The sequence below is a fragment of the Pantoea folii genome, from assembly GCF_056678875.1.
Genome location: NZ_JBWXON010000007.1, coordinates 32499 through 57297, shown reverse-complemented (window position 1 = coordinate 57297; position 24799 = coordinate 32499). Strand labels below are relative to the sequence as shown.

The following is a 24799-nucleotide window of genomic DNA, read 5'->3' as shown; positions in this document are numbered from 1 at the left end:
TAATAAATCTCGGGCCTTAAATATCTGCACGCTTTTTGCATTGCCAGAATTTCAATCATATTGATAAAAGTCTTTTGTTGAATACGCCGTTTTTGTAATCAGAATTCTCTCACTCTATTTTAATGTGTGTGATATATTCGCGAAAATTTCCCTCCCGCTTTTACAGGCTCTGATCATGAAGAATTACGACGATCTGCAGCGTTTTAAAGAAAAAACCAAAACGCTTGATATCGCTTTTAAGGATATGTCTGGGCAATCGCAGGAAGCGGATCACAGCCAGTGGGCGATCATTCGCCAATTGGCGACAGATAATGAGCCTGAATTAGGCAGTGGTCAGCGTATTGACCTGCCACAGCCACAACCGATTCGTGGCGATGAGTTTACCGCGCCAGTTCAGGCTGCCCCTGCAGTGGTTGCGCCTGTGGCGAGCACCCCACGCGGTTCGATTCTTGATAGCCTGGCAGCCACTGCACCGGTTGAATCTGCGCCAGCGACCTCGCCGACCGGTGTTTCATCGCTGTTCCCGCCTGCTCCGGCGGCTAAGCCGGCACCTTCTGTATTGACCCAGGCGCCGAAAGCCACCCATGTTGAGCGTCAGGCGACCACCTCACTGTTCCCACCGGCACCCGCTAAACCGGCGGCCGCAGTCGCACCCGCTCCGGCGGCGGCAGCTGCCTTTGCTGCACCCGTTGAAGCAGCGCGCCAGGCTGAGCCAGCACGTCCTGCACCGGTTCCAACGTTTGCCGTAACGGCTGAGCCAGCGCGTCCTGCACCTGCGCCAACGTTCGCCGCACCGGCAGAACCGGCGCGCCCAGCTGCTGCACCGTCCCGCTTTGGTTCACTGTTCCGCTCACGACCTGCGGAACCTGCTAATATTTCTAAAGAAACACCATTGAAACCGTTACTGGAGAAGATTGCGCTATGCCGTTAGTTTGTGTGTGCTCGCCAAAAGGGGGAGTAGGGAAAACCACTATGGCGGCCAACCTTGCATGGAGTCTGGCTCGCGCTGGCAGCAAGGTGTTGGCAATCGATTTCGATGTCCAGAACGCACTGCGCCTGCATTTTGGTGTGCCACTGCACGATGGCCGCGGTTTTGTCGCGCGCTCAGAAGAGCAGGCGGACTGGAGCCAATCCATCCTCACCACCGGCGGTAATATTTTCGTCATGCCTTATGGCGATGTCACCGAACAGCAGCGTGAGCGTTTTGAAGAGAATCTGATCAAAGACCCGCATTTCCTGCGTCGTGGACTGGATACGGTGCTGAATTATCCGGGGCTGGTGATTATTGCCGATTTCCCGCCAGGCCCGGGTCCCGCGCTTAAAGCAATGCAGGCTTTAGCCGATATGCATTTAGTGGTGATGCTGGCAGATACCGCCTCGGTCTCTTTACTGCCACAAATTGAAAATGACCGCATGATTGGTCAGCCACTTAACAATAAGCGTGGTCATTATTTCGTACTTAACCAAAGTGACAATCGCCGCAATATTAGCCGCGAAGTCACCGGCTTTATGCAGCAGCGTTTGGGCGAAAATTTATTAGGCGTTGTGCACCGTGATGAAAGCGTCGCGGAAGCCAATGCTTCACAACAATCAGTTTATGATTTCAGCCCGGCATCAGCCGCAGCCTTTGATGTCGAACTGGTGGCGAAGCGCGTAGCCAATATCCTGAATATTACCGTGGGTAACGGTGAAGTTCAGGCACCTATCCGCAGCCATTATTAATCGCCAGGCATTTGCCTGGCGGTATTAGCAATAATAACAACACAGCTTCTTTAGGGTGAATCATGAGTAAACTCGGGTTTTACCTGCTGCTGCTGGTGCTTGCACCTGTGGCTGCGGTAATCGTCATCACGCCTATGGACAGCCAAAAACAATATATTTTTGGCTTAATCAGCATCGGGATGATGTTTTTACTGGGCTTCAGCAAAAGCCGCAAAATAACCGTCATCATGGTTATCCTTTCTGCGCTGATGTCGACCCGATATATCTGGTGGCGCACCACGGAGACGCTGCAGTTTAATTCCGAAATTGAAGCGATTCTCGGCATCGGCTTATATCTGGCCGAACTGTATGTCTGGCTGATTCTGATTCTCGGCTTCCTGCAGACCACCTGGCCATTAAAACGCACCATTGAACCGTTGCCGGACGATACCAGCCTGTGGCCTACCGTTGACGTCTATGTCCCGACCTATAACGAAAGCCTCGACGTAGTGCGTGATACCGTGCTGGCGGCGCAGTGCATTGATTATCCGCGTGACAAGCTCAAGGTCTATCTGCTGGATGACGGCAAGCGCAGCGAGTTTGCGGTTTTTGCCGCCGATGTAGGGGTGGGCTATATCACCCGTGACGACAACAGTCATGCGAAAGCCGGTAACCTCAACCATGCGATGAAAATCACCAAGGGTGAGCTGATCTGCATCTTTGACTGTGACCACGTGGCCACCCGTACTTTCCTGCAGGCGACTGTGGGTCCGTTCCTGAACGATCCCAAGCTGGCGCTGTTACAGACGCCACACTACTTCTACTCGCCGGACCCGTTTGAACGTAATCTGCGTGCAGCGCGTACCATTCCGAACGAAGGCGCGCTGTTCTACGGCCCGGTTCAGCAGGGTAACGACAACTGGAACGCCACCTTCTTCTGCGGTTCCTGTGCGGTGATTCGCCGTAGCGCGCTGGAAGAGATTGGTGGATTTGCGGTGGAAACCGTGACCGAAGATGCGCACACCGCATTAAAAATGCAGCGCCTGGGTTGGGGGTCTGCCTTCCTGGCGATTCCGCTGGCTGCGGGTCTGGCCACCGAGCGTCTCGGTCTGCACGTGGTTCAGCGTAACCGCTGGGCGCGTGGCATGACGCAGATCTTCCGTGTGGATAATCCGCTGTTTGGCCGCGGTCTGAAATGGCAGCAGCGTCTCTGCTACCTCAACGCCATGCTGCACTTCCAGTTCGGTCTGCCGCGCGTGGCATTCCTGACCGCGCCGCTGGCGTACCTGCTGTTTAACCTGAACATTATTCACTCGTCGGCGTCGCTGATCTTCGCCTACGTATTGCCGCATCTGGTGATGTCGCTGTACGTCAACTCCCGCATGAACGGCAAGTTCCGTTACACCTTCTGGGGTGAAATCTACGAAACCGTGATGTGCTTCCACCTCGTGATCCCGACGTTGCTGACCATGCTGGCACCAAAGCGCGGTAAATTTAACGTAACGGATAAGGGGGGCCTGCTGGACCAGGGCTTCTTCGATTTCCACATCGTCCGCCCCCATGTGATTGTCGCGGTACTGCTGACCATTGGTATCGTCGCGGGTGTGGTGCGTGCAACGGCACATGATTACTTCGGTGTTGATCCCTATGTTATCGCCCTCAACGTCGGCTGGGCGGTGTTCAGCCTGATCATCCTGATGGCGGCGATTGCCGTGGCGCGCGAAACCAAACAGGTGCGTAAAACCATTCGTATCGAAGTGCAGATTCCGGCGGTGATTCACTACGCCAGCGGTATCTCATCACGCACCCAAACCAGCGACCTGTCGATGGGCGGCGCGCAACTGGATGCACCGGACAACCGTCATGAGCATGATGAAATTGAAGAGATTGATCTGCTGCTGAAATCCGGTGCCATCACTATTCCGGTGAGCAAAATCTCCGGCGATGAAGAGACCATTCGTCTGCGCTTTGGTGATATGCCGCTATCGCGTCGTCGTGAGCTGGTGCGTGTGGTACTGGCGCGCGCCGATGCGTGGATCCAGCCCGAGTATAAGCAGGACAACCCGCTGGTATCGCTGGGCACCATTATTCGTACCGTATTTGAGCTGTTCTGGCTGACCTGGAAAGATCGCCGTGAGAAGCATAAGCGTGACAACCAGTCGGCAGTGAAAGAGGACAGCGCAGTATGAAGAATTTGACGCAAACGTTGCTGGCAAGCTCGCTGGCGACAGCGCTGATGCTCGCCCCGGCCTGGGCAGAAACCCCTGCGGTAACGCAGGATAGTTCGGCCTTGTCCAACGTGCCGCCACCGCAAGGCATCCAGAGTGAAGCGGATGCCCAGTTGCAGCAGGCGGCGGGTGCAACACCTTATGCGCCCACTGAAAATGCACCAGCAACTGAAAATACTGCCCCGGCTGCGGCTGATATGCCTGCAGCCAACTCCCCGTATACGTCAGCACCCGATACGCAGTTGCCTGCTACCACGCCTGCACCAGAGATGGTGCTGCCGGATGCCGCACCTGCGGCCCCAATGGCCGCGCCCGTGGCTTCCGCTTCTGCAATGCTCAACCAGCCCGTCAGCAGCACCATTTCCGTGGCGCAGATGGGTCAGCCGCAGGGTATCACCCTGACCGGTGGTCAGCTGCAATCCGGTATCGTGTTTACTCTGCCGAGCGATGAAGTGATCACCAACGCGCGTCTGAATCTGTCGCTGCGCGTTTCAGCGGCACTGGCGGCGCGCAACACCTCATTGCAGCTGATGCTGAATGGTCAGCCGCTGGGTACCTTGCCATTGGGTTCGAGTGACAGCGATGTCAGCGACTATCAGCTGGATATCCCAGCGGCAATGGTGGTCTCAAGCAACAACCTCAGCTTCAAAATTAACGATGCCGACAAACTGCTGTGCGAAAAAGAGAGTGCACAGCAGTATCAGGTGTCGATTCTGCCTAAAACCACGCTGAGCCTCGAAGGCCAGCAGTTGAATATCGGCACCAGCCTGCGCAACTTCCCGCGTCCGTTTATGGATGCGCAGCGTATGACGCCAGCCAGCGTGACCTTTGGCTTTGCCGCCAACGCCACGCCGGACAGCATCAGCGCGGCGGCGTTAGTGGCATCATGGATGGGTATTCAATCGGACTATCGCGGCATTCGTTTCCCGGTGGTGCGTGGCGATCTGCCTGAGCACAACGGCATTTTGATTGGCCATCCCGGTGAGAAGATCGGTTCTGTGACTTTACCCGCCACCAACGGTCCGCTGTTGCAGGTGATTGATAACCCGAACAACCCGGTTTACAAACTGCTGTTAGTTGTCGGTGCGGATGATGCTCAGCTGCGTCAGGCGGCAAACCGTTTGACCACGCAACCGCTGGCGACCGATGCCAGCAGCCTGAACGTGCAGCCGCAGCCGATTGGCCTGCGTAAGCCGTATGACGCGCCGCGCTGGATCAATACCACTCGTCCGGTGCGGTTGAGCGAGCTGCTGCGTAAAGATCAGAGTCTGACCACCACCGGCATCTGGCATGATGCGCTGAGCGTGAACTTCCGCGCGGCACCTGATTTGTTCATGTGGGATGGCGACACTATTCCGGTCGAGCTGCACTACCGCTTCCCGTCGGAAAGCTGGATTGATGAGAACAAATCGTTTCTCAACGTGATGCTTAACGGCACCTTCCTGCGCAACCTGACCGTAAACAAAGTCGGCTTGCTGGAGAGCGCCTGGCATCGTCTGGGCGGCGACGCCCGTCAGGAGCACTACACCCTGAAGCTGGAGCCGTATCTGATTTACGGTGATAACCAGCTGGCGCTGTACTTCAACATCAAACCGAAAGCGGACGCGCCATGTGGTGTGTTGCTCAACAACAACATCAAGAGCCGCATCGAAGATGATTCGTGGATCGATCTGAGCCACACGCGTCACTTCACCATGCTGCCGAACCTGTCGTACTTCGTTGGCGCATCATTCCCGTTCTCGCGTCTGGCGGACTTCTCGCAGACCACCTTGCTGCTGCCAGAAAAACCGACCGATGCAGAGATCTCCACGCTGCTGGATATGTCTTCACGTGCGGGTAACGCGACCGGTGTACCGCTGGTGCAGAACCAGGTGCTGTTTGGTTTGCCAAATGGTGGCACTAACCTGACACGCCTGCAGGGCAGTGATCTGCTGGCGGTGAGCACCACACAGAACAGTGAATTCAATCAGCAGATGCTGGCTAACACGCCTTATCAGACCAGCGGTAATACGTTGGGCGTGAAAGATCCGACGACCTGGGACAAGCTGCGTGGCTGGCTGACCGGCGACTGGAACCTTCAGCAGCTGGATGCCGATCGTTACTTCTCCTCCAACGAAGCGTGGCGTGGCTTTGTCAGCTACCGCTCGCCGTGGAATGCCGATCGCCTGGTGGTGATGACGGTGGCAACCAGCGATCAACAGCTGCTGCGTTTGCATGAAGATCTCAACTCGGCGCGCATTAACGCGGGCATTCGTGGCGATACCGCCATCATCACTGATGAAAACGGTATTCGCAGTTTCCGCGTCGGCCCACAGTTCCCGAGTGGCGAAATGCCGTGGTACATGATGGTGGTGTGGTATGCCAACCAGCACTCGGTGCTGATGGCGCTGGCCGCTCTGTTGCTGGCAACGCTGGTCGGCGGTAGCGCATGGGCGATGCTGAAGCGTCATGCATGGCGACGCCTCAACCCGAAAGCTGATAGCAAGTCCGGCAAGAAGTAAGGATAAAAACAATGAAAAAAAATCTGTTGAGTGCCGGTATTCGTCATGCCCTGATTCTGGGTGGGGCACTGGCGTTCTCTCAGCCGCTGCTGGCGGCGGAGAGCACCAATCCTGCGTTACAAGCGTTGTTTGATCAGGCGGCTTACTGGCATCAGAAAGCGCATGACGATTTGGCCAAATCTTCGCTGCAAAAAGTGTTGATGGTGGAACCCAACAACACTCAGGCGCTTTATTTGCTGGCGCTCTATTCCCAGCAAAGCGGCAGCAGCGCGGAAGCGGCGCAGTGGCGCGCGCGACTGAGTGCCGCATCGCCAAACGATCCGCACCTCACCGAGCTGGATAATGCGCGTCAGCTGCAAACCATCCCACAGGCGCAGCTGTCGTTAGCGCGCCAGCAAGCGCGCAGCGGCAATATCGCGGCTTCGTTGCAGACCTGGCGCAATACTTTTAACGGTAATGAGCCACCACCGAGCGTGGCGGCCGAATATTACCTGACCATGGCCGGTGACCGGGCCCTGCTGCCGCAGGCAGTCGAAGCGCTGCGTCAATTCGCGGCCGATCATCCACAGGATACCGGCGCGAAGCTGGCGCTGGGCAAGGCACTGACCTATCAGGAATCGACCCGTCGTCAGGGTATTGATCTGCTGGGCACGCTGGCGGATGGCAATAAAGACGCCGACCGTTCACTGCGTCAGGCGCTGCTGTGGCTCGGCCCGCAGGCGTCCGATGCCTCGCTGTACCAAACCTGGCAGCAGCGTCATCCGCAAGACAATGCGGTGATGGATTACTACCGTAAAAATGTTGGCGGCGCTGAGAAGGGTGCTGGCTTTACCGCACTGAACAGTGGTGACGTCAGCAACGCGCAGAACAACTTTGAGAAAGTGCTGCAGGCGAACCCGCAGGATGCCGATGCACTGGCGGGTATGGGCTATGTGGCTCAGCGTGCCGGGCGCTATGCCGAAGCGGCTGATTATCTGACGCGCGCGGCACAGATGGGCGGCGATCAGAGCGAGACGCGCCAGAAGCAGGCAGCCGATGCGCGCTTCTATGCTCAACTGGCGACCGCGCAGCAGGCGCTGAAAAACGGTGACAGCGCGCAGGCATTAGCCTTGAGTGAACCCCTGGCGCAGGCCGATGGCGAGAAAGGCGTTTCAGCTAAGCTGTTCCGCGCGGACGTGCAGCGTCGCAGCAATCAACTCGACCAGGCAGAACAAACTTATCGCTCTATCCTGCAAGCCGATCCGAACAACCGTAACGCCAAAGAAGGCCTGTTCTACGTGCTGCGTCAGCAGAACCGCAGTGCCGAAGCCAACACGCTGCTGGCTTCTCTGCCGGATAGCGTGCGCCAGAGCGTGGCCCCGCGCGGCAGCAGCACCGATCCGATTCGTGCGCAGGCTAAGCGTGAGCTGGCGGCGGGCAACAACAGCGCCGCGATAGCCACCTTGAACAGCGGTATTCAGCGCTTCCCGAATGATGGCTGGTTACGCCTCGACCTGGCGCGTATTTATCGCGCACAGGGTGATAATATGATGGCCGCCAATATCATGCAGCCGTCGATGCGCAGCGGCGCCAGCACGGCAGAGCTGTATGCTGGCGCATTGAACGCCAGCGAGAGCGGTGCCTGGCAGCAGGCGAGTTTACTGCTGTCACGCATACCGAACGGCAGCAAGAGCAGCGATATGCGCGAGCTGGCGCAGCGTGTGAACTTCAACCTGCAGATGACCACCGCCGATCAGTATCTGGCGCAGGGCTCGAATGCTGCAGCGGCGAATACCCTGCGTGCGCTGGCCTCGTCACCTCCGTCCAACCCGGTGGATGCCGGTAACCTGGCACAGAAGCTGGCGAAAGCGGGCGATCTCACCACCGCTGTCTCTGTGGTGCGCAGCAATATGCAGCGCGGCATTCAGGGGAATGCCGGTGATTACGCTGCACAGGTTGCGGTGCTCAACCAGGCGGGTCTGAATACCGAAGCGCAGAGCTTCCTCAGCAGCCCGGAGTTGCAGGCGCGCAGTACACCAACGCAGCTGGCGGGTATTCGCAACGGTTACGTGATCAACGAAGTGGATCGTCTGCGTGAGCAGAAGCAGTACGCCGCGGCTTACGACAAGCTGGTGGGCGCACTGCAGCACGATCCACAGAACCGCGATCTGATGTTCGCCATGGCGCGACTGTATCAGTCCGGCAAGATGAACAAAGAAGCGGGTGTGGTGTATGACTACCTGATGACCCAGGATACGCCAACGCAAGATGCGCGTACCGGTGCCATCAACGTGGCACTGGCGAATAATGACGTCAATAAAGCCAATACCCTGACACGCGGCCTGAACAATGAGCAGTCACCGGATCGCCAGCTGTTACTGGCGCGCGTGGCTGAAGCCAACGGCAATCACAGCCAGGCCATGAGCTATCTGCGCAGCGCGCGCGGGCAGTTGATTGGTCTGCAGGGTGCCACCAACGGTGATACGCCAAGCGTGGGTGGTCTGGCATTGGCGGATAACCCGTTCATCAACCGTGGTACTTCGCCGGTGGGGCGTTCTCCGTCTGCTTATGGCGCGGTGATGCCATGGCAATCGGCACCGGATGTCACCAGCAGCGCAACGGGGACCACGCTGGCCAGCAATACACCGGCAATCCAGCAGAGCCAGACGCTGCGCCAGATCGACAGTATGATGGACGATCTGCAAGAGAAAACCGGCACCTGGATTCAGGGTGGCATGCAGGTACGTGGTCGTGACGGCGAATCGGGTCTGAGCAAACTGACCGAAGCCAAAGCGCCACTGACTTTCTCCACCGTCCCGTTTGGCGAATCGCGCTTTGACTTTACTATGACACCTGTCTCGCTCACGGCGGGCAGTGCGGCGGGCGACGCGTGGCGTCGTTTCGGCACCAATGCCCTGGTGCAGGGTAATGTGGTGGCGTCTGGCGATGCCAAAATTGACGATGTCCCGTCTTCATCCACTGATTCGCAGAAAGCCACCGGTGTTGAGCTGAACCTGGCATTGAAAGGCGATAGCTACAAAATCGACCTCGGCAGTACGCCACTGGGACAGGATTTGAGTACCCTGGTGGGGGGCGTGCAGTGGTCACCGAAACTCACTGACTTCCTGACGCTGATCCTCACCGGTGAACGTCGTGCGATGACCGACAGCCTGCTCTCCTATGTGGGCGTGGAAGATAAAACCAGCGGTAAGCGCTGGGGTCGCGTGACCAAAAACGGCGGTAATGCGTTGCTGAGCTACGATAACGGCGATGCCGGTTTCTATCTCGGCGGCGGCGCTTACAGCTACATCGGTGAAAACGTGGCGAGTAACAACAGTGTGCAGGCGACTGCCGGTGCGTATGTGCGTCCGTTCCACTACGACGATCGCGAGCTGAAGGTGGGCATGAGCCTGTCGTGGATGGATTACTCGAAAAACCTGAGTTACTTCAGCTACGGTCAGGGCGGTTACTTCAGCCCGCAGAACTATGCATCGGTCTCGTTCCCGATTGAGTTCTCCCGCAAGTTCGACGATCTGAAAGTGAACGTGGGCGGTTCGGTGGGTTATCAATCCTACAGCCAGGATAAGAGCGCTTACTTCCCGAACGATCCGACTTACCAGGCACAAATGCAGAGTCTGGCCGATCAGGGTTACGTGAAAAGCGCTTACTACAGCGGCGAGAGCAAGAACGGTATTGGCTACAACTTGCACGCCGGTGCGGATTACAAGATCAACAAAGATGTCACTGTGGGTGGGCAATTAGGCTACGACACCTTTGGCGATTACAACGAGAGCACAGCGAATCTGTACTTCCGTTATCTGTTCGGAGACAACTAAATGAGTGAGCAGGCAACCGCGCGCGTCAGCCATCCGCATCAGCCGGGTTGGTTTGATCTGGTCAGCGTGATGATTGAAGGGATGCTGGACAACGCGGGCGAGGAAGCCGAAGGCTTCCTCAACAATGTGGGCGCATCGCTGGCAGCGCGCTATCCTTTAGCGGAAGCGCGCACCGTGCAGGATCTGGAACGCGAGATGAATCTGCAACTGGCGCGCTTCAACTGGGGATTTGCCCAGTTGCAGCCACAGGAAAATGCCATTTTGATTCAGCACCACGCGTTACCAAAAGGCGACAGCAATGTGGATGCCGAGCGCTGGCAACTGGCGATGAGTGCCGTGCTGGCGGGTGTTTATTCACAGTGGCTGCAGGCACAAGGCGGCAGCGCTGCGGTGCCGGTCACTTTTGAGAAGAATGACAGCAACACGCTGCATTACCGATATCAATAGGATTGTTTGATGAGAGTCATGCGCTTCTGGCGTCAATGGATGCTGTGTTTCATGGTGATGTTTTTTAATGCTCAGGCCGCTGCAGATGGCTGGAGCACTTTCAAAGGCCGCTTTATGAGCAGCGATGGTCGTATCAGTGATACGGCCAACAATAATGTGAGTCATACCGAAGGTCAGGGCTATGGCATGCTGCTGGCCGTCGCGAATGACGACCGCACCACGTTTGATCTGCTGTGGAAATGGACGCGCACCCATCTGCGTAATCCGCAAAACGATCTGTTCTACTGGCGTTACACGCCGGGTGCTTCAGACCCGATTGCCGACAAGAATAATGCCTCTGATGGCGATGTGCTGATTGCGTGGGCACTGCAGCGCGCAGGCCAAAAGTGGGGCGGTGATTATCAGTCAACTTCTGATCGTATTCAGCGCGCCATCGTCAAACAAAACGTGATCACGTTTGGCGGCCACACGGTGATGTTGCCAGGCGCACAGGGCTTCAATAAAAACAGCTATGTCGTGCTGAATCCCTCTTATTTCCTGTTTGCCGCCTGGCAGGAGTTTGCTGAGCGCAGCCATTTGCGCGTATGGAATAACCTGATCGATGACGGCATGGAACTCCTCGGTGATATGCACTTTGGCAAAACCGGTCTGCCGCTCGATTGGGTGGCGCTGAATGCCGATGGTTCAGTGGCACCGGCAGTGGGTTACTCCAATCGCTTTAGCTACGATGCGATTCGTATTCCGCTCAATATCTGGTGGTATGACCCGCAAAGCCTGCGTCTGGTGCCGTTCCAGCGCGTCTGGCAGGGCTATGGTCGCCAGACGACACCGGCCTGGTTTGATGTGCTCGCCAACACCCCTGCTCCATACAATCTGGACGGCGGCTTGCTGGCGATTCGCGATCTGACCCTGAATCAAACCGGTTATCTTAGCGATCGTTTAGCGCCGGATCAGAACTACTTCTCCGCCAGCTTGCAGTTACTGACCTGGCTGGCGTATCAGGAAAAGCGTTAAATATTTCGCGATACATCGCGTTGTCAGCTCATAGCGCGATTTTTGTAGCAGCGCTACGTACTACGCAATTGAAAGGGCCGCACTTCATCAGCGAAGTGCGGCTTTTTTATTTGAAGTCCGCATACGGCTCAAGCGGTTGTGGTGGCATATCCATATCGCCATTCCAGCCGCCCATTGAATAACGCATGTAGATCAAGCCGTGACTCGGGGTGTAATCCTTGGCTTGCTGAATATCCATCGCGAGACCGACTGACCAGTGCGGCGTGATGCGTCGTTCTACCACTGCTTGCAGGGTGTAACCAAAACCGTTGCCGGAGCTGCTGTCGGAGGTCGGGTTGGAAGCCAGCGTAAAGCCAGGATTGACCGGATAACGCTGCTGACCGTCGGTTTGCGATTGTGACCAGGAGACCGAGCCGCCCAGATCAAACGACCAGTTCTCGGTGCGCTGGCGATAAGTGACCGGCACCGCCAGCGAGAAATACTGCTGCGGACTGTAATAGCCCCCCTGGCCGAAGGTGTAGTCGCTAAGGTCTTTTTGGTAATGCCACAGCATGCTGTTCAGTCCGACGGTGGCACGGCGATTATCTTCGTTGATCAACTTGTAGTAATAGCCTGCCATCAGGCGTTCACGGCTGTTGTCTGCGACATTTTCCCCGGTAATTTGGTGGGCGCTGATATCGGCCCATACGCCATTCGCACCGCCCTGATCGTAACTCAGCCCCACCGAACCACCGGTTGCCACTACGCCGCCCCAGGTTTTACCGCCGTTGGCCGCCGGATCGCGTGCACCGGCATAGGCCAGCAGCGAGCTGGAGATGGGGCGGCGTGAAGCGGTGAACGTCACGCCAATATCTTCCAAGTCGGTTTTCCAGCTCAGACCGCCCACCCAGTTAGTGACTTCAAAGCCGAGCGGTGTGGTGCCGATATCGCCAGACCAGCGATCGTTATGCCAACCAACGCCTATCGCCGTGCCTTCATCATGCTGGATAAAGTCGCGGCTACAGCCACCGGAGTTATCATCATTACAGCTACCAAAGCGTTCGCTGTGGCTGCCATTGCTGGTAGAGAAAGTGCCCGCTGATACCAGAACATGATCGACGCGTAAAAAGCTGCGCCCGTCGGCCAGCGGTGTCTCCGCCTGCATCATGGTGGTGTGCGCGGTGAAATCGGAGATACCGCCGGTGCCTTTATCGCGCGAATAATCCTGTTCAAGCGTGAAGGTGGTGTCCCGCTGACGATAGAGATCGGCGGCATCGCTGCGAATGCCGCGCTTCAACCAGTCATCACTGGCATCGTTACGCGTCAAACGGGTGTAGCTGTCATTATCCTGCGGTGCGTCGGCGCTGATGCCGCTGGCCGTCATTGCCAGACGATAGTCCTGCTGCGCCGCATCCGGCTGTTGCTGCAGAGTTTCCAGACGTGCCGCATCGCGATACACCAGCGCTTTGCTTTGCGATGGCGCTTCTTTGGCAGCACGGGTTTTTAAATCATTGAACAGCTGCTGCGCATGCGCCGTATCGCCGCTGTTTTGCCATGCCAGCGCCACGCGGCGACCGCTGTTGATATTTTGCTGCGCCACGCTGGCGGGTAAAGCCTGCAGCGCTGTGCGTGCTTCGTCTTTGCGCTTCAGGGCGATGAGTGCTTCGATACGGCCCAGTGCTGCATCATTGTTGGTTGTATCCTGCTGCAGTATGTGTTGGTAACTCGCCAGCGCCGATTTCGCGTCGCCGCGTTCCAGAGCCCAATCCGCCAGGGTGATATCACGTCGCGTCGAGGCCGGCTGCTGTTGCAACAGTGCCAGCGCGGCAGATTCATTGCCGTTGGCGCGCAGCTCACTGGCACGGGCGTAGACTTTATCCTGCGTTAAGCGGTCCGCCAGCTCGTGCATATTGCTGTCCCAACGGGTTTCCGGCAGGCGATGCAGTGCCGCCAGTGCCGCATCATCCTGATCGCCGGACGAGAGCCACAGCGCCCAGGCATAGAGCGCGGCGGGTTCCTGCGCGTGTTGGCGCACCATGGCGTCCATCACCTGAGCGCCTTGTGCTTCTTCGCCGCTGCTGCGTAGCGCACCGGCTAAACGATACGAGAGCCAGATATCGTTGGGATTGTCCTGCGCGGCCTGGCGATATTTCACCACCGCCTGATGCCATTGACCTTGCTGCGCCAGCGCATCGGCTTCAGCCCGCAGGCTGTCGCTGCGCAGTGAACGCAGCGTCTCCGCCAGCGACCGCTGTTGAGCGGCGGGCAGGGCATTGATAAACGCCATCGCGCGAACAGGTGATTGCTGCTGATACAGCGCGGCCAGTCGGCGCACGGCGGTAGTATTGCTGCGATCGAGGCGCAGCGCCTGCTGCCAGTATTGCTCAGCCTGCGCGTCATTTTTCCGTGCCTGGGCGACATCACCGAGGCCAATCAGCGCCCAGCTGTCACGGTTATCAATGGCCTGCGCACTGCGATACTGGCGTTCCGCACCGGCCACATCGCCTTTTTTTAGCGCGTCGTCACCGTTGTTAATTGCCAGCCAGTAGCGGTTGGTTTGCAATAGTGATTGCCACTTGCCAATCTGGGTGCTGGCCTGTCCGGCCTGAATCGCTTTCTGCAGCCAGCTTATTGCTGCTGCGCGGTTGTTGGCACGCGCCTGCGCCTGGCCCATCGCGCCCATCAGTTCGGCATCATTCGGGTTGGCTTTCAGCGCGGCGCTGAGTGACGCGATGGCACCTGCGCCTCCACCAGCATCGACCAGCGCCAGCCCGCGCATGCGTTGACGATAAGCGGGATCGGCCAGCAGCTTCTGCTGTCGGGCCAGTTCTTCCTCGCCGCGCTGTTGCGCATCACCGGAAGTGAATACCTGCAGATACTGCTTCAGACTGGCAACCGTGCTGTCTGACACCGGCTGATTTTGAATCTGCTGCAGCCAGAGTTCGGAGGCGGCATCACGCCCGCCGTCACGATTGGCCAGACGACGCAGCTGCACCAGCGCCTCGCCTGGCTGATTGTTATCAAACGCCATGCGCGCCAGCTGCAGTTCAACCCCGATATTGCCGGGATAACGCGCTTCCAGCGCCTGCAACTGGCGATAAGCGGTGGGCTGCTGACCGGGTAAACGTGCCACCAGTCGCCAGTATTCCAGTTCAGTATTCACATCCGGGAACACGCCGTGGAACAAGGCATCCCAGGCCGTTTTCGCTTCTTCAACGCGACCTGCGGTGGCCAGCAAACGTGCCTGCTGCAGTTGCTGGCGCCCTTCAGCGCTCATCAGACGCAGGCCGGTTTCGGATTCACGCGTCGCCACGTCATTCGGCGCGACTTTCTTCAGTTCATCCAGCAGCGTCTGCGCTTTTGCCTGATCGCCCTGACGCAGTGCCATGCGAATTTGCGCTGCCAGCACCTGCGGATTATCAGGGTCGATTTTTTCCAGGCGATAAAGCGACTGCTGCACCAGATCATACTTGTTGGTGGATTCACCGGTGCGAATCTGCATCAGCAGCCAGGCCACCGGTGACACCTGCGGGCCCTCGGCAGCGATGCCGGAGCCCGCCAGGATACTGGCAATCAGCAGCCCGAGTGGCAGTTTATTCATCATCTTCCAGCTCGGCCAGGCGGCGACGGCTCACCATGCGCATCAAGCGCCATGCCATCAGAGCAAACAGTATCACCACCACCACGGCACAAATCGCCAGCCACACCGGATGCGTTGCCAGCAGATTCCACAGGCGCTCCCACCATGGAAGATGGCCGACGAAGTAGGTATCGCCGACGCGCACGCTGGTGACGCCCGATTCTCGCACAACGGTGGCAGAACCGAACACGGCAGCGCGCTTGCCGCTATCGAGCAGGGCGTTATTCAGCAGATCCCAACCGCGCGGGCTGTCAGCCAGCAGCGCAACCACGCTGCGCTGATCGTTAAACGGCGACTGGAAGCCGACGATGGCCCCCATTGGGCCGCGTGAGCGGATACCGGTCTGGCTCTCTACCGCACGGTCGCTGGCGGACACCGGTACGTTCTGCGCGGTGATCGGGCGTGCTGGCATGTTGATCCAGCTACGCGCCGCATCCGCCAGCAGATTGATCTTCTTGTCATCCTGCAAATCCTGCGGAATACCGCCGATCATCAGCAGATCGGCGTCTTTATCTTTCGCCTGGTTCCAGTCATCACTCATCTGCACGCGCAGCGCCGGATAACCGGTCTGGGCACCGATGGAGCCCAGCGCGTTCAACATGGTGCTGACTTCACCATTAGCAGGTTTTGGCTGCACTAACACCAGCGTCTGCGCCAGATCGGCATAGCGGCTGTAAGGGAAACCGGCGTTGGCGTACGCACCCAGCGACGGCATCTCGATGTAGTGGCGATAGCCGGAGAAATCGATGCTGGAGTTGTCATCGATCACCACGTGATGACCGACGGCGGTGACGGTTTCGCAACGGCCGTCGGCGGTGCCACCGATAAAGGTGTTGGCGTAATCAAAGCTGAAGCGCAGTTGGTTGACCACGCCGAGGCGCAGCGCCGGGATGGTCAACTGGCGGTTGCTGTCCTGCAGGCCTTGCATCAGCGGAATGCGCATGATCTGCTGGCCTGCCGTGTCTTTCGGCGTCAGCGGGTAATCCTGCATGAACTGATTGTTCAGATGCACCGCCAGGCGCGAGCCATCTTGCTGGATCGGCGAGGTGTAGCGGTAAATCAGATCCATGTCGATGCCGCGCGCACGCACCAGAAACAGGTCCGGTGGCAGGTTCAGCGTCAGACTGATCGGGTTCGGCTGCAAACCATCGGCCTGTAGCTGGTTCTGATACTGCGTCAGCTCGGCAAACGTGGTGCGGCGATCGGTGCGCACCCAGTTTGGCGCATCATAGGCATGACGCGGTGCCAGCATTTTTACACTGTCGATGGTTGAGGTATCCCCGCGCAGCAGCAGTTCGCCTTGCGCAATACCTTCGACGGCGGTCAGCAAATCGTTGTCATCGCGGCCGAGAATCAGCAGCATTTTTTCGTAGGGATTGTCCGGCTGGCTCACCATTTCCACCGTGGGTTTCTCCACCGATGGCAGATCTTTCAGGAAGTCCGGGCGATGATCGTTGGTGGCAAACACCACCGCATGCTGTTCTTTTGGTAACTGGTTATACAGGACCGGGAAGGATTGACCACGCCACTGTGCTTTGCTGCCGAACCACGAAGCCAGAATCCCTGCGGCACGCTGCTGCAGCAGGTTAGGCTGATTGCTGAACACCATCGGCAATTGCAGTGGGCGGCTGTCGCGGGCATCAAAGAACGGTTCCGGGAAGTGCGACAGGTCGTTCTTCAACGGCAGCTTTTGCAGCGTCAGGTCGAGTTTGCTCTCTTTACCGATATCCATCCAGATGGTGCTGTTGGCCGGGTTTTCACACACGTTGGCGTAATGGCCCACCAGTTCGAGGCGCACGCGGTTAAAGTCACCGATAAAGCGCGGATCGATCGGCAACTGAGTTTGATTTTCTTTGCCCAGCTGATCGGCGGTCACGGTGACCAGTCCCACCAGCTCATCGTTGAGATAGACCTTGAGCTGCGACAGCGTCGGAATCAGCGCCGGTGAAGGGCGATAGCTGAGCGTCAGCATGGCGCGTGTCACCACTTCATCACTGCGCACGCCGAACTCGATCTGGCTGGTAGGCTCGGTGCCGCGCAGCGTCATGCTGCCCGGCGGCGGCGCGACCTGATTAAACAGCAGTTGGCTGTCGCGCAGCGGGGCATTGGCATTCAGCGGCTGGCTGACGACCGGCAGCGGTATCTGTGCGCTGGCGCGCGGTGCTTCAGGGGCAGAAGGCTGCGGTGCGGCCTGTGCCAGCGTTGCAGTGCCCAGCAGCAGGGCAGTAAACCAGCTCAGTTTTCTCGTCATGGTCATATCATCAACTTATGAAAAATCGGTTTTGATTGCCGCAGGTGCGCGGCTAATGCCCTGCGGCAGCAGTGTTGCCAGCCAGCTCACCAGGGAAGTCAGTGCACGGAAAAGACGGCGCAGCGGGGCAGGGCCATACTCCGCCAGACGCAGGTAACCTTTGAAACCCAGCACCATAATATCGGCCAGACTCTGCACCGGTTTATCTTCCGGGAAGCCGTCCTGCCACAGCGCCCAGGTGTCGGCGCGGGCGAAGGTACACTGGATAAATTCAATATGCTGGCGGGTGGTGAGCTGATGCAGGCGAATCCCCGCGCGACGGCCAAATACACGCTGAACCTGGCACGGGAAGCTGAACTCCTGCTGGCCACGGCGCAGCAGCAGCCACACCGGCTCATCCTCTTTTAACGCATCGGCTTCACGCAGTTCGACGCCAACCCCGCCATCTGAATAGTCGCGCAGGGTGCACGGCACCATATGGCCATCTTCACGTGCAATGGCGGCGGGCATGGCGATCTCCACGCGATGTGCTTCACGAATCTGGCGCGCTTCCACCGAAACGGCTACGGCACCGCCGAGAATAATCATGTTGTACACCACCCACACCAGGCTGACCCAGATGGTGAGTAACTCGTTAGCCGGGCCATACGCCATGCGCCAGAACGCCATGCCGATGCCCGCGATATTCAGCAGCACCAGCATCATGTAGGGCTTGGTGATCACCCAATCGAGGTGGCGCTCTTCGACCAGGCCACCTTTTGCGGTGACGTTGAACTTGCCTTTGTGCGGGTTGAACAGCGCGACGGTGGTGGGACGCGCGATGTACCACGCCAGCACGGTTTCATACACTTCACTCCAGAACGAGTGACGCCAGCGTCCCTGAATACGGGAGTTGGTCAGGCTGGTGTGCACCATGTGTGGCAGTACATAGATTGCAATCGCCAGCGCCGGCGCGTAGATGATGTAGGCGTGGCATAGCAGAAACGCCAGCGGTGCCAGCAGGAAGATCAGACGTGGAATCCCGGCGAGGAAGTGCAACATGGCGTTGGCGTAGCACAGCCGCTGTACCAGCTTTAGGCCCTTGCCCATCATCGGATTGTCGAGGCGGAAAATCTGCACCATGCCGCGCGCCCAGCGAATACGCTGGCCGATGTGTGCGGACAAACTCTCGGTGGCGAGGCCCGCCGCCTGTGGAATACGGATATAGGCGGAAGTGTAACCCTGACGATGCAGACGCAGCGAGGTGTGCGCATCTTCGGTTACGGTTTCCACCGCTATGCCGCCAATCTCATCCAGCGCGGCGCGGCGCAACACGGCGCAAGAGCCGCAGAAGAACGCCGCATCCCAGGTATCGTTACCGTCCTGCACCAGGCCGTAAAACAGCGAGCCTTCATTGGGTGTCTGGCGGAAGCGACCAAGGTTACGCTCGAACGGATCGGGCGAGAAGAAGTGGTGCGGCGTTTGCAGCATCGCAAGGCGGTGATCCTTCAGGAACCAGCCCATGGTCATCTGCAGGAATGAGCGCGTCGGTACGTGGTCACAGTCAAAAATCGCCACGTAATCGCTGCGGCAGGCCACTTTCAAGGCATGGTTGATGTTGCCCGCTTTGGCGTGCTCGTGGCTGGGGCGCACCACGTAATTCACCCCAACGCTGGCGGCAAACTCGCGAAACTCCTCGCGCGTACCGTCATCAAGGATATAGATGTTGAGCTTGTCCTGCGGCCAGTCGATGCCCATCGCGGCATAAATGGTTGGTTTCACCACGCTCAGCGGTTCGTTGTAGGTGGGCACCAGGATATCGACGCTGGGCCAGGAAGTGATCTCGGGTGGCATGGAGACCGGCTGGCGATTGAGTGGCCACAGCGTCTGGAAATAGCCCAGTACCAGCACCGTCCATGAGTAGGTTTCAGCGCCAATCAGCAGCAGACCGAATGTCAGACTCAGCGGATCGTCCCAGTTCAGGGTTTCAGTGTAGCGCCACCACAAATAACGACAGGAAATGGTGAGTGACAGCACAATCAGCATGATAGTAGAGAGGCGGCCCGGCACCCGGCGCACCATCATCGCCAGGCCCCACAGCAGCAGTACAAAGACAAATTGCGTGGTGATGCCAAATGGCTGTGAAATACACAACAGCGCCAGCAGGCTGGCGACAATCGCCGCGACAATAAACAGCAGCTGGCGTACACGCGGTGGTAGTTTCTGCAACTGCTGTTCGGTACGCAGATGAATGCCCGTTTTCGCTATGTGCGCGGGAAGCGCTCCCAGCCACTGATAAAACTGCTGACGCCAGCGGAACAGGGGGCCAAACGCGTTAAACCGTTTACGCTCGCTGCGCGCGCTGTTGTCGAGCGGTAACACCAGCATCAGCCACAAGCTCTGCATGGCGTAACGCACAACGTCTAACGGGCGTGGACGTAGCGGCGAGATTTGCGGATAGTATCGCTGACGCTGTTGCAGCAAGCGCTGCCAGCCGGGCATTTCCAGCCGCAGCAGCGACCAGGCGAGCACGCACCATAGCAGATGCAACATCACGGTTAAGCGGCCCGCGCCGTGCTGGCGCGCCACGCGGGCACGGCTTTGCAGCGCCTGCCAGGCCTGAGGTACCAGCAGCCAGCGCAACGGATTCACGCCGCACCGCCCGCAACGTTCAGCAATAGCCAGTTCGCCAGCGTATTGATTTCTTCGCTCGCCAGCGCATGAGGACGATATTCACCCACCGGTTGTTTCATCATTAAGGCTTCTGCCAGTGCTTCATCGCGGTGAATCACCTGCGGAATCAGATTCTTCAGCGTGCGCAGCCACAGCTGATGCAGATCCTGTTGCAGCTGGCTGTTGGCATTGAATTGATTGATCAGAAACAGCGTGTGCGGCAAAAAACGCGGATGGTGCAACCGCAACTGGCAGTTAGCATCCAGCGATAGCACCTGCAGCAGGCGATCGGCGTGGAGGGCGAAGGATCGTTGCCACGGCAGCAGATCCGCTGGAAGGTCGAGGATCACCCAGCGATAGTGTGATTTCAGGGCCGGCAACGCCTTCAGTAACGGCGTGGCGAACGAGGTGTCGGCGTTTTGCAGACTTAAGCACTGCTGAGAGGTTAATGCGCCAAACGGCAGGAAATCCAAACCGGTTTGATAGCGCTGCGCGCACTGCTGCCACGGCTGCTGTTCCAGCAGCGCAGGAACCCAGCCTTGGGTGTGATTGAGCGGCAAGTTAAAATGGGCAGCCAGTTGATTCGAATCAGAAAAGTCGATGACCAGCACCGACTCCTGTAAAGCATTGAGCGCCCAGCCAAGTGCCGCACTGAGTGATGTTGCGCCACAACCGCCGCGCAAACCTTGTAAGGCAATGACCGGCATTAGCGCTCAGGCTCCTGGTCGGCGGATAATTCACGCAGCAGCGGCCAGCGCGTCAGCAGACTATTCAGTCGCTCTTCGCGGGCAATATCAATGTAACGAAATGCCTTAAGGGAAAAGGCTTCGCTCAGGGTATTAATGTCATCCTGATCTTCAGTGGTAGACGCGATCAGCGAAAAGGCATTCTCTGTTTTCATTACTTTTTGCCACCAAAAAACAGCAATGGATGAATTGTGGTTCTATTTTTTGTAAAGTTTAAACCCGGAAAAATGCGCAGACTATGTAAAAATCAATATCATTTGAGATAGCGCAGGTTTTATTTATTTCAGCAGTTCCAATCGTCGCCGTCTATATTAAACTAGCCTGGATTGTTCTGATCGCGAAACAAATATGAAAAATCGCTATGCGCTTGGCCTACAACAAGTTCAGCAGGAATTAGTCACCCTGCAAAATCCGGGGTTTTATTGGATTACCAGTCAGCGTCAGGAAGATGCGCGGGTACTGCTGCGTCAGGTAGTGAGCCATCAACAGGCGGCAACCCTGGTCAGTTCTGATGAGAAGCCTCAGTCTTTACTTACGCCGGACCCGCTGACGGGCCCAGCGCGCATTCCCTTATTTTCGCTGCCGGCCAATAAAACCGGCCTGCAGCATCTGGAGAATGATTTCGCGCGTGTACTGAATAGCCGCAGTGGTTTAGTGCTGTTTTACAGCAACGCTGCGCAGTGGAGTAAATTATCCGAGGATGAACTCACGCTTTGGGTGAAACGCATGCGGCGGTTGTTGATCAAAAAACAAATCACGCTGTTACTGATCACCTCGGGGGCGTCGATTATTCATCTGCGTAACCATCTACAGCGTTATTTTCGCCAACTTGATGGTGTCGCACATTTAGAATTTCAACAGGATAGCTGGCAATATCGAATTAACTGGTGGTACTCCGCAGACAAATTACTGGCTGACCGTGCGATTCGCCTGAGTTGTAATAATAATCAATTCATTGCCATTAATGACGTTGAGCAAACCATCCCCCTTAGCCTTAATGATGAAAATCAGTTTCTGGCACAAGAAGGGGTGCTGGAAGGCGCACCGCCGCTTTCCAGCCAGTGGCAGCTGTTTAGTGATAATGAAAGCGTATTTTCGCGTGCGCAACAGGCCAACGCCGCCACGGTCATTTTTAGTCTGGCCCATAACCAGGATATCAATGCCCTGGCAAAAATGGTCCACAGTTTGCGCCGCTCACGCGGTAACGCATTAAAGATTGTGGTACGCGAAATCAGTACCAGTCTTAGGTATAGCGATGAGCGATTATTGCTGGCATGTGGCGTCAATGCCATCGTGCCCGGCGCTCAAACGCTGTCACGCTTTCTCACCACGCTGGAAGGGATTCAGGGCCAGCAGTTTACGCGTCATGTTCCGGCCAACTTGCCCGCGCTGATGCAGGCATTACAGCCGCTGCAGCAAAAAGGCTATTTGCAGCTGGAGCCGTTCTGCTCGGCTGTACAGCAGCTGATGAGTAATACGTTGCTGCCGGAAAACGACAAGGGGCTGATGGTGGCATTGCGCCCGGTGCCGCAGCTGAAACCCGAGCAGATTCTGACGCTGTGTAAACCGCGTCGTTTTGGTGATTTGGTGACGCTGATTAACGATCGCATCTATCTGTTTCTGTCATCCTGCCGCTTCAACGATTTGGATATTGCGTTGAAATCGATTTTCTCGCTGCCGCACGATGAGTTGTTTAGTAACCGCGTGGTGTGGTTCGAGGACAACCAGATTTTGTCGGAAGTGCACAAGATTCGCCAGCTGACGCCGGTGGCGCAGCGTGAAGTGCCGATGGCACCGATTGCGGCCCCGCGGGCAAACAAGGTGTCCGCTTCTGACCTGCGTGGGGCGCAAACCCCGCAACCTATTGTTCTCAACCTTGATGGAGATCGCCGCTGATGACACTGATGGATTGGGTGCAGGTGGCGATCCTGCTGTTATTAATTTTACTGTTCCTGAAATCGTTGTTTGTGCGCTGGTTACCGCGCAGTAGCACCAGCCTGCTGATGCGTCTGCTGCCACCGCGTGCGCTGAAGTCGGAAGGGCAGTGGCAACGCAAATCTGCTAAAACGGATACCAAACCGTAATGAGTGATAACAAACCTTCGACGCTGCACGGTTCGTGGTGGCGCGGTCTCGGCGGCTGGAATTTCTACTTCCTGATCAAATTTGGTCTGTTGTGGTACGGCTACCTTAATTTTCATGCGCTGAGCAATCTGGTGTTCCTGGCGTGGCTGCTGTTCCCGCTGCCGTCACTTCGTGTGCATCGTGTGCGTCACTGGGTATCCTTGCCGATTGGCTTTGCGCTGTTCTGGCATGACACCTGGCTGCCGGGGCTGGAATCGATCATGAGCCAGGGTAGCCAGGTCGCGGGCTTCTCCTCAGCTTATCTGCTCGATCTGCTGGAGCGCTTTATCAACTGGCAAATGATTGGCGCAGGCTTTGTGCTGCTGGTGATCTATATGTTCGTGGCGCAGTGGATCCGCATCACGGTGCTGGTTTCACTGATGCTGATCTGGCTTAACGTGCTGACCATTGCCGGACCGGCGATGAATCTGCTGCCAACCAAAGCGGCGACACCGGAAGTGGCATTGAATAACCCTCCAGCCGCGACCAAAGCACCGGAGGGACTGGATCAATCTGCACCCCCGACCAGTGCCAATCTGACCTCCTGGCTAAATCGTTTCTACGACAGTGAGCGCCAGCGCGCCACCCATTTCCCGGATGCGCTGCCCGCAGATTCTCAGCCGTTTGATATTTTAGTGATTAACATCTGTTCGCTGTCATGGTCGGACATGGATGTAGCACAATTGCGTGACCATCCGCTATGGAAGCATTTTGATATCCTGCTGGACAACTACAACTCTGCCACCGGCTACAGCGGTCCGGCAGGGATTCGTTTGCTGCGTGCCAGCTGTGGCCAGACTTCACACTCTAATCTGTATAAGGCCACCGATCAGCGCTGTTACCTGTTTGATAACCTGGCGAAACTGGGCTTTAAGCAGGAACTGATGATGGATCATACCGGCGTGTTTGGTAACTATCTCAAAGAGCTGCGTGAAGAGGGCAATTTGCAGGTACCGCTGATGTCACAAGCGGGAATTGCGCCAGAATTGACCTCCTTTGATGGTTCGCCAGTGTTCAATGACGGGCAATTGATGCAGCGCTGGCTCGACGATCGGACTAAAAGCAGCGATGCGCGCAGTGCCACCTTCTATAACCTGATTCCGTTGCATGACGGCACGCGCGAACTCGGCAGCACGCGCACCGCTGACTGGCAGCCGCGCGCTAAAATGCTGTTTGATCAGCTGGATACATTCCTGACCAATCTGGAGAAATCAGGACGCCGCGTGATGGTGCTGGTGGTACCGGAGCACGGTGCTGCGCTGCAGGGCGATAAAATGCAGATGTCTGGTCTGCGTGATATTCCCAGCCCGAGCATTACGCATGTGCCGGTGGGCATTAAGTTTGTCGGGATGAAAGCGCCGCATCAGGGGCAGCCGTTGAGCATTGATACGCCGACCAGTCTGCTGGCGATTTCCGAAATCATTTCCCGTGTGGTGGATGGTCAGGTGTTTAACGCGCCGAACGTCAATATGTCGGTGTTAGCGGATAATTTGCCGCAATCACCGGTGGTGTCCGAGAATGATAATGCGGTGGTGATGATGTATCAGGGTAAACCCTGGATTCGTCTGAACGGCGGCGATTGGGTGCCTTATCCGCAATAGCTGGGGGCGCGGCGCAAATTTTGCGCCGCGACTTTAACGTGCACAATTCCTAATCACCACTTTATCTTGCCCTTCCTGCCTTTTTTCGACTTTATCCCGGC

Annotated in this window: 15 protein-coding genes; 10 read left to right on the top strand and 5 right to left on the bottom strand. The window is 57.2% G+C overall.

Features of this window, described 5'->3' with window-relative positions:
- The first annotated feature begins 175 nt into the window (after nucleotides 1-175).
- From bcsO to AC1MDE_RS10225, 7 genes are all read left to right on the top strand, one after another.
- Nucleotides 176-931: a cellulose biosynthesis protein BcsO gene (gene bcsO, locus AC1MDE_RS10255; RefSeq protein WP_479397910.1), complete on the top strand. Its 756-nt coding sequence runs from the start codon at nucleotides 176-178 to the stop codon at nucleotides 929-931.
- A complete protein-coding gene (gene bcsQ, locus AC1MDE_RS10250) occupies nucleotides 922-1722 on the top strand; it encodes a cellulose biosynthesis protein BcsQ (protein WP_479397911.1) in 801 nt (266 codons plus the stop codon). The genes bcsO and bcsQ (AC1MDE_RS10250) overlap by 10 nt, the downstream gene beginning before the upstream one ends.
- Nucleotides 1723-1784: 62 nt before the next feature.
- Nucleotides 1785-3890 (top strand): UDP-forming cellulose synthase catalytic subunit, encoded by a 2106-nt coding sequence (gene bcsA / locus AC1MDE_RS10245; protein ID WP_058960394.1) that lies wholly within the window; start codon nucleotides 1785-1787, stop codon nucleotides 3888-3890.
- Nucleotides 3887-6430: a cellulose biosynthesis cyclic di-GMP-binding regulatory protein BcsB gene (gene bcsB / locus AC1MDE_RS10240; protein ID WP_480344533.1), complete on the top strand. Its 2544-nt coding sequence runs from the start codon at nucleotides 3887-3889 to the stop codon at nucleotides 6428-6430. The genes bcsA (AC1MDE_RS10245) and bcsB (AC1MDE_RS10240) overlap by 4 nt, the downstream gene beginning before the upstream one ends.
- An 11-nt stretch (nucleotides 6431-6441) precedes the next feature.
- The gene (locus AC1MDE_RS10235) at nucleotides 6442-10245 is read left to right on the top strand and encodes a cellulose biosynthesis protein BcsC (protein ID WP_479397912.1); all 3804 of its coding nucleotides are present in this window, start codon (nucleotides 6442-6444) and stop codon (nucleotides 10243-10245) included.
- Nucleotides 10246-10692: a cellulose biosynthesis protein BcsD gene (gene bcsD, locus AC1MDE_RS10230; RefSeq protein ID WP_479401285.1), complete on the top strand. Its 447-nt coding sequence runs from the start codon at nucleotides 10246-10248 to the stop codon at nucleotides 10690-10692.
- 9 nt (nucleotides 10693-10701) lie between these two features.
- The gene (locus AC1MDE_RS10225) at nucleotides 10702-11706 is read left to right on the top strand and encodes a family 8 glycosyl hydrolase (RefSeq protein WP_480344532.1); all 1005 of its coding nucleotides are present in this window, start codon (nucleotides 10702-10704) and stop codon (nucleotides 11704-11706) included.
- A gap of 106 nt (nucleotides 11707-11812) precedes the next feature.
- On the opposite strand, the gene bcsC is transcribed toward AC1MDE_RS10225, so the two are convergent.
- The 5 genes from bcsC to bcsR are packed head-to-tail and all read right to left on the bottom strand — an operon-like array spanning nucleotide 11813 to nucleotide 21129.
- Entirely contained in the window at nucleotides 11813-15286 is a 3474-nt protein-coding gene (gene bcsC / locus AC1MDE_RS10220; protein WP_479414825.1) for a cellulose synthase complex outer membrane protein BcsC, read from the bottom strand.
- Nucleotides 15279-17582, bottom strand: a complete 2304-nt coding sequence (gene bcsB / locus AC1MDE_RS10215; RefSeq protein WP_480344531.1) for a cellulose biosynthesis cyclic di-GMP-binding regulatory protein BcsB — start codon at nucleotides 17580-17582, stop codon at nucleotides 15279-15281. The genes bcsC and bcsB (AC1MDE_RS10215) overlap by 8 nt, the downstream gene beginning before the upstream one ends.
- Before the next feature lie 9 nt (nucleotides 17583-17591).
- Nucleotides 17592-20207: a UDP-forming cellulose synthase catalytic subunit gene (bcsA, locus tag AC1MDE_RS10210; RefSeq protein ID WP_479414823.1), complete on the bottom strand. Its 2616-nt coding sequence runs from the start codon at nucleotides 20205-20207 to the stop codon at nucleotides 17592-17594.
- Nucleotides 20204-20935 carry a cellulose biosynthesis protein BcsQ gene (gene bcsQ / locus AC1MDE_RS10205; RefSeq protein ID WP_058960387.1) on the bottom strand — a complete coding sequence of 244 codons (732 nt, stop codon included), beginning with the start codon at nucleotides 20933-20935 and terminating at the stop codon, nucleotides 20204-20206. Before bcsQ (AC1MDE_RS10205) ends, bcsA (AC1MDE_RS10210) begins: the two co-directional genes overlap by 4 nt.
- On the bottom strand, nucleotides 20935-21129 hold the full coding sequence (gene bcsR / locus AC1MDE_RS10200; RefSeq protein WP_034827811.1) for a cellulose biosynthesis protein BcsR: 195 nt from the start codon (nucleotides 21127-21129) through the stop codon (nucleotides 20935-20937). Before bcsR ends, bcsQ (AC1MDE_RS10205) begins: the two co-directional genes overlap by 1 nt.
- A gap of 193 nt (nucleotides 21130-21322) precedes the next feature.
- Between bcsR and bcsE the strand changes: the two genes are divergently transcribed.
- From bcsE to bcsG, 3 genes are read left to right on the top strand one after another with little or no spacing between them, the layout of a single operon-like run.
- The gene (bcsE, locus tag AC1MDE_RS10195) at nucleotides 21323-22870 is read left to right on the top strand and encodes a cellulose biosynthesis protein BcsE (protein WP_479397916.1); all 1548 of its coding nucleotides are present in this window, start codon (nucleotides 21323-21325) and stop codon (nucleotides 22868-22870) included.
- Nucleotides 22870-23058 (top strand): cellulose biosynthesis protein BcsF, encoded by a 189-nt coding sequence (gene bcsF / locus AC1MDE_RS10190; RefSeq protein WP_038643825.1) that lies wholly within the window; start codon nucleotides 22870-22872, stop codon nucleotides 23056-23058. The genes bcsE and bcsF overlap by 1 nt, the downstream gene beginning before the upstream one ends.
- On the top strand, nucleotides 23058-24698 hold the full coding sequence (gene bcsG, locus AC1MDE_RS10185) for a cellulose biosynthesis protein BcsG (RefSeq protein ID WP_479402915.1): 1641 nt from the start codon (nucleotides 23058-23060) through the stop codon (nucleotides 24696-24698). Before bcsF ends, bcsG begins: the two co-directional genes overlap by 1 nt.
- Nucleotides 24699-24799 lie beyond the last annotated feature (101 nt).

Bases quoted from the DNA above. Each gene is read 5' to 3' on its own strand.
- bcsO (WP_479397910.1), top strand. From the start codon at position 176: ATGAAGAATTACGACGATCTGCAGCGTTTTAAAGAAAAAACCAAAACG.
- bcsQ (WP_479397911.1), top strand. From the start codon at position 922: ATGCCGTTAGTTTGTGTGTGCTCGCCAAAAGGGGGAGTAGGGAAAACC.
- bcsA (WP_058960394.1), top strand. From the start codon at position 1,785: ATGAGTAAACTCGGGTTTTACCTGCTGCTGCTGGTGCTTGCACCTGTG.
- bcsB (WP_480344533.1), top strand. From the start codon at position 3,887: ATGAAGAATTTGACGCAAACGTTGCTGGCAAGCTCGCTGGCGACAGCG.
- AC1MDE_RS10235 (WP_479397912.1), top strand. From the start codon at position 6,442: ATGAAAAAAAATCTGTTGAGTGCCGGTATTCGTCATGCCCTGATTCTG.
- bcsD (WP_479401285.1), top strand. From the start codon at position 10,246: ATGAGTGAGCAGGCAACCGCGCGCGTCAGCCATCCGCATCAGCCGGGT.
- AC1MDE_RS10225 (WP_480344532.1), top strand. From the start codon at position 10,702: ATGAGAGTCATGCGCTTCTGGCGTCAATGGATGCTGTGTTTCATGGTG.
- bcsC (WP_479414825.1), bottom strand. From the start codon at position 15,286: ATGAATAAACTGCCACTCGGGCTGCTGATTGCCAGTATCCTGGCGGGC.
- bcsB (WP_480344531.1), bottom strand. From the start codon at position 17,582: ATGACCATGACGAGAAAACTGAGCTGGTTTACTGCCCTGCTGCTGGGC.
- bcsQ (WP_058960387.1), bottom strand. From the start codon at position 20,935: ATGCCGGTCATTGCCTTACAAGGTTTGCGCGGCGGTTGTGGCGCAACA.
- bcsR (WP_034827811.1), bottom strand. From the start codon at position 21,129: ATGAAAACAGAGAATGCCTTTTCGCTGATCGCGTCTACCACTGAAGAT.
- bcsE (WP_479397916.1), top strand. From the start codon at position 21,323: ATGAAAAATCGCTATGCGCTTGGCCTACAACAAGTTCAGCAGGAATTA.
- bcsF (WP_038643825.1), top strand. From the start codon at position 22,870: ATGACACTGATGGATTGGGTGCAGGTGGCGATCCTGCTGTTATTAATT.
- bcsG (WP_479402915.1), top strand. From the start codon at position 23,058: ATGAGTGATAACAAACCTTCGACGCTGCACGGTTCGTGGTGGCGCGGT.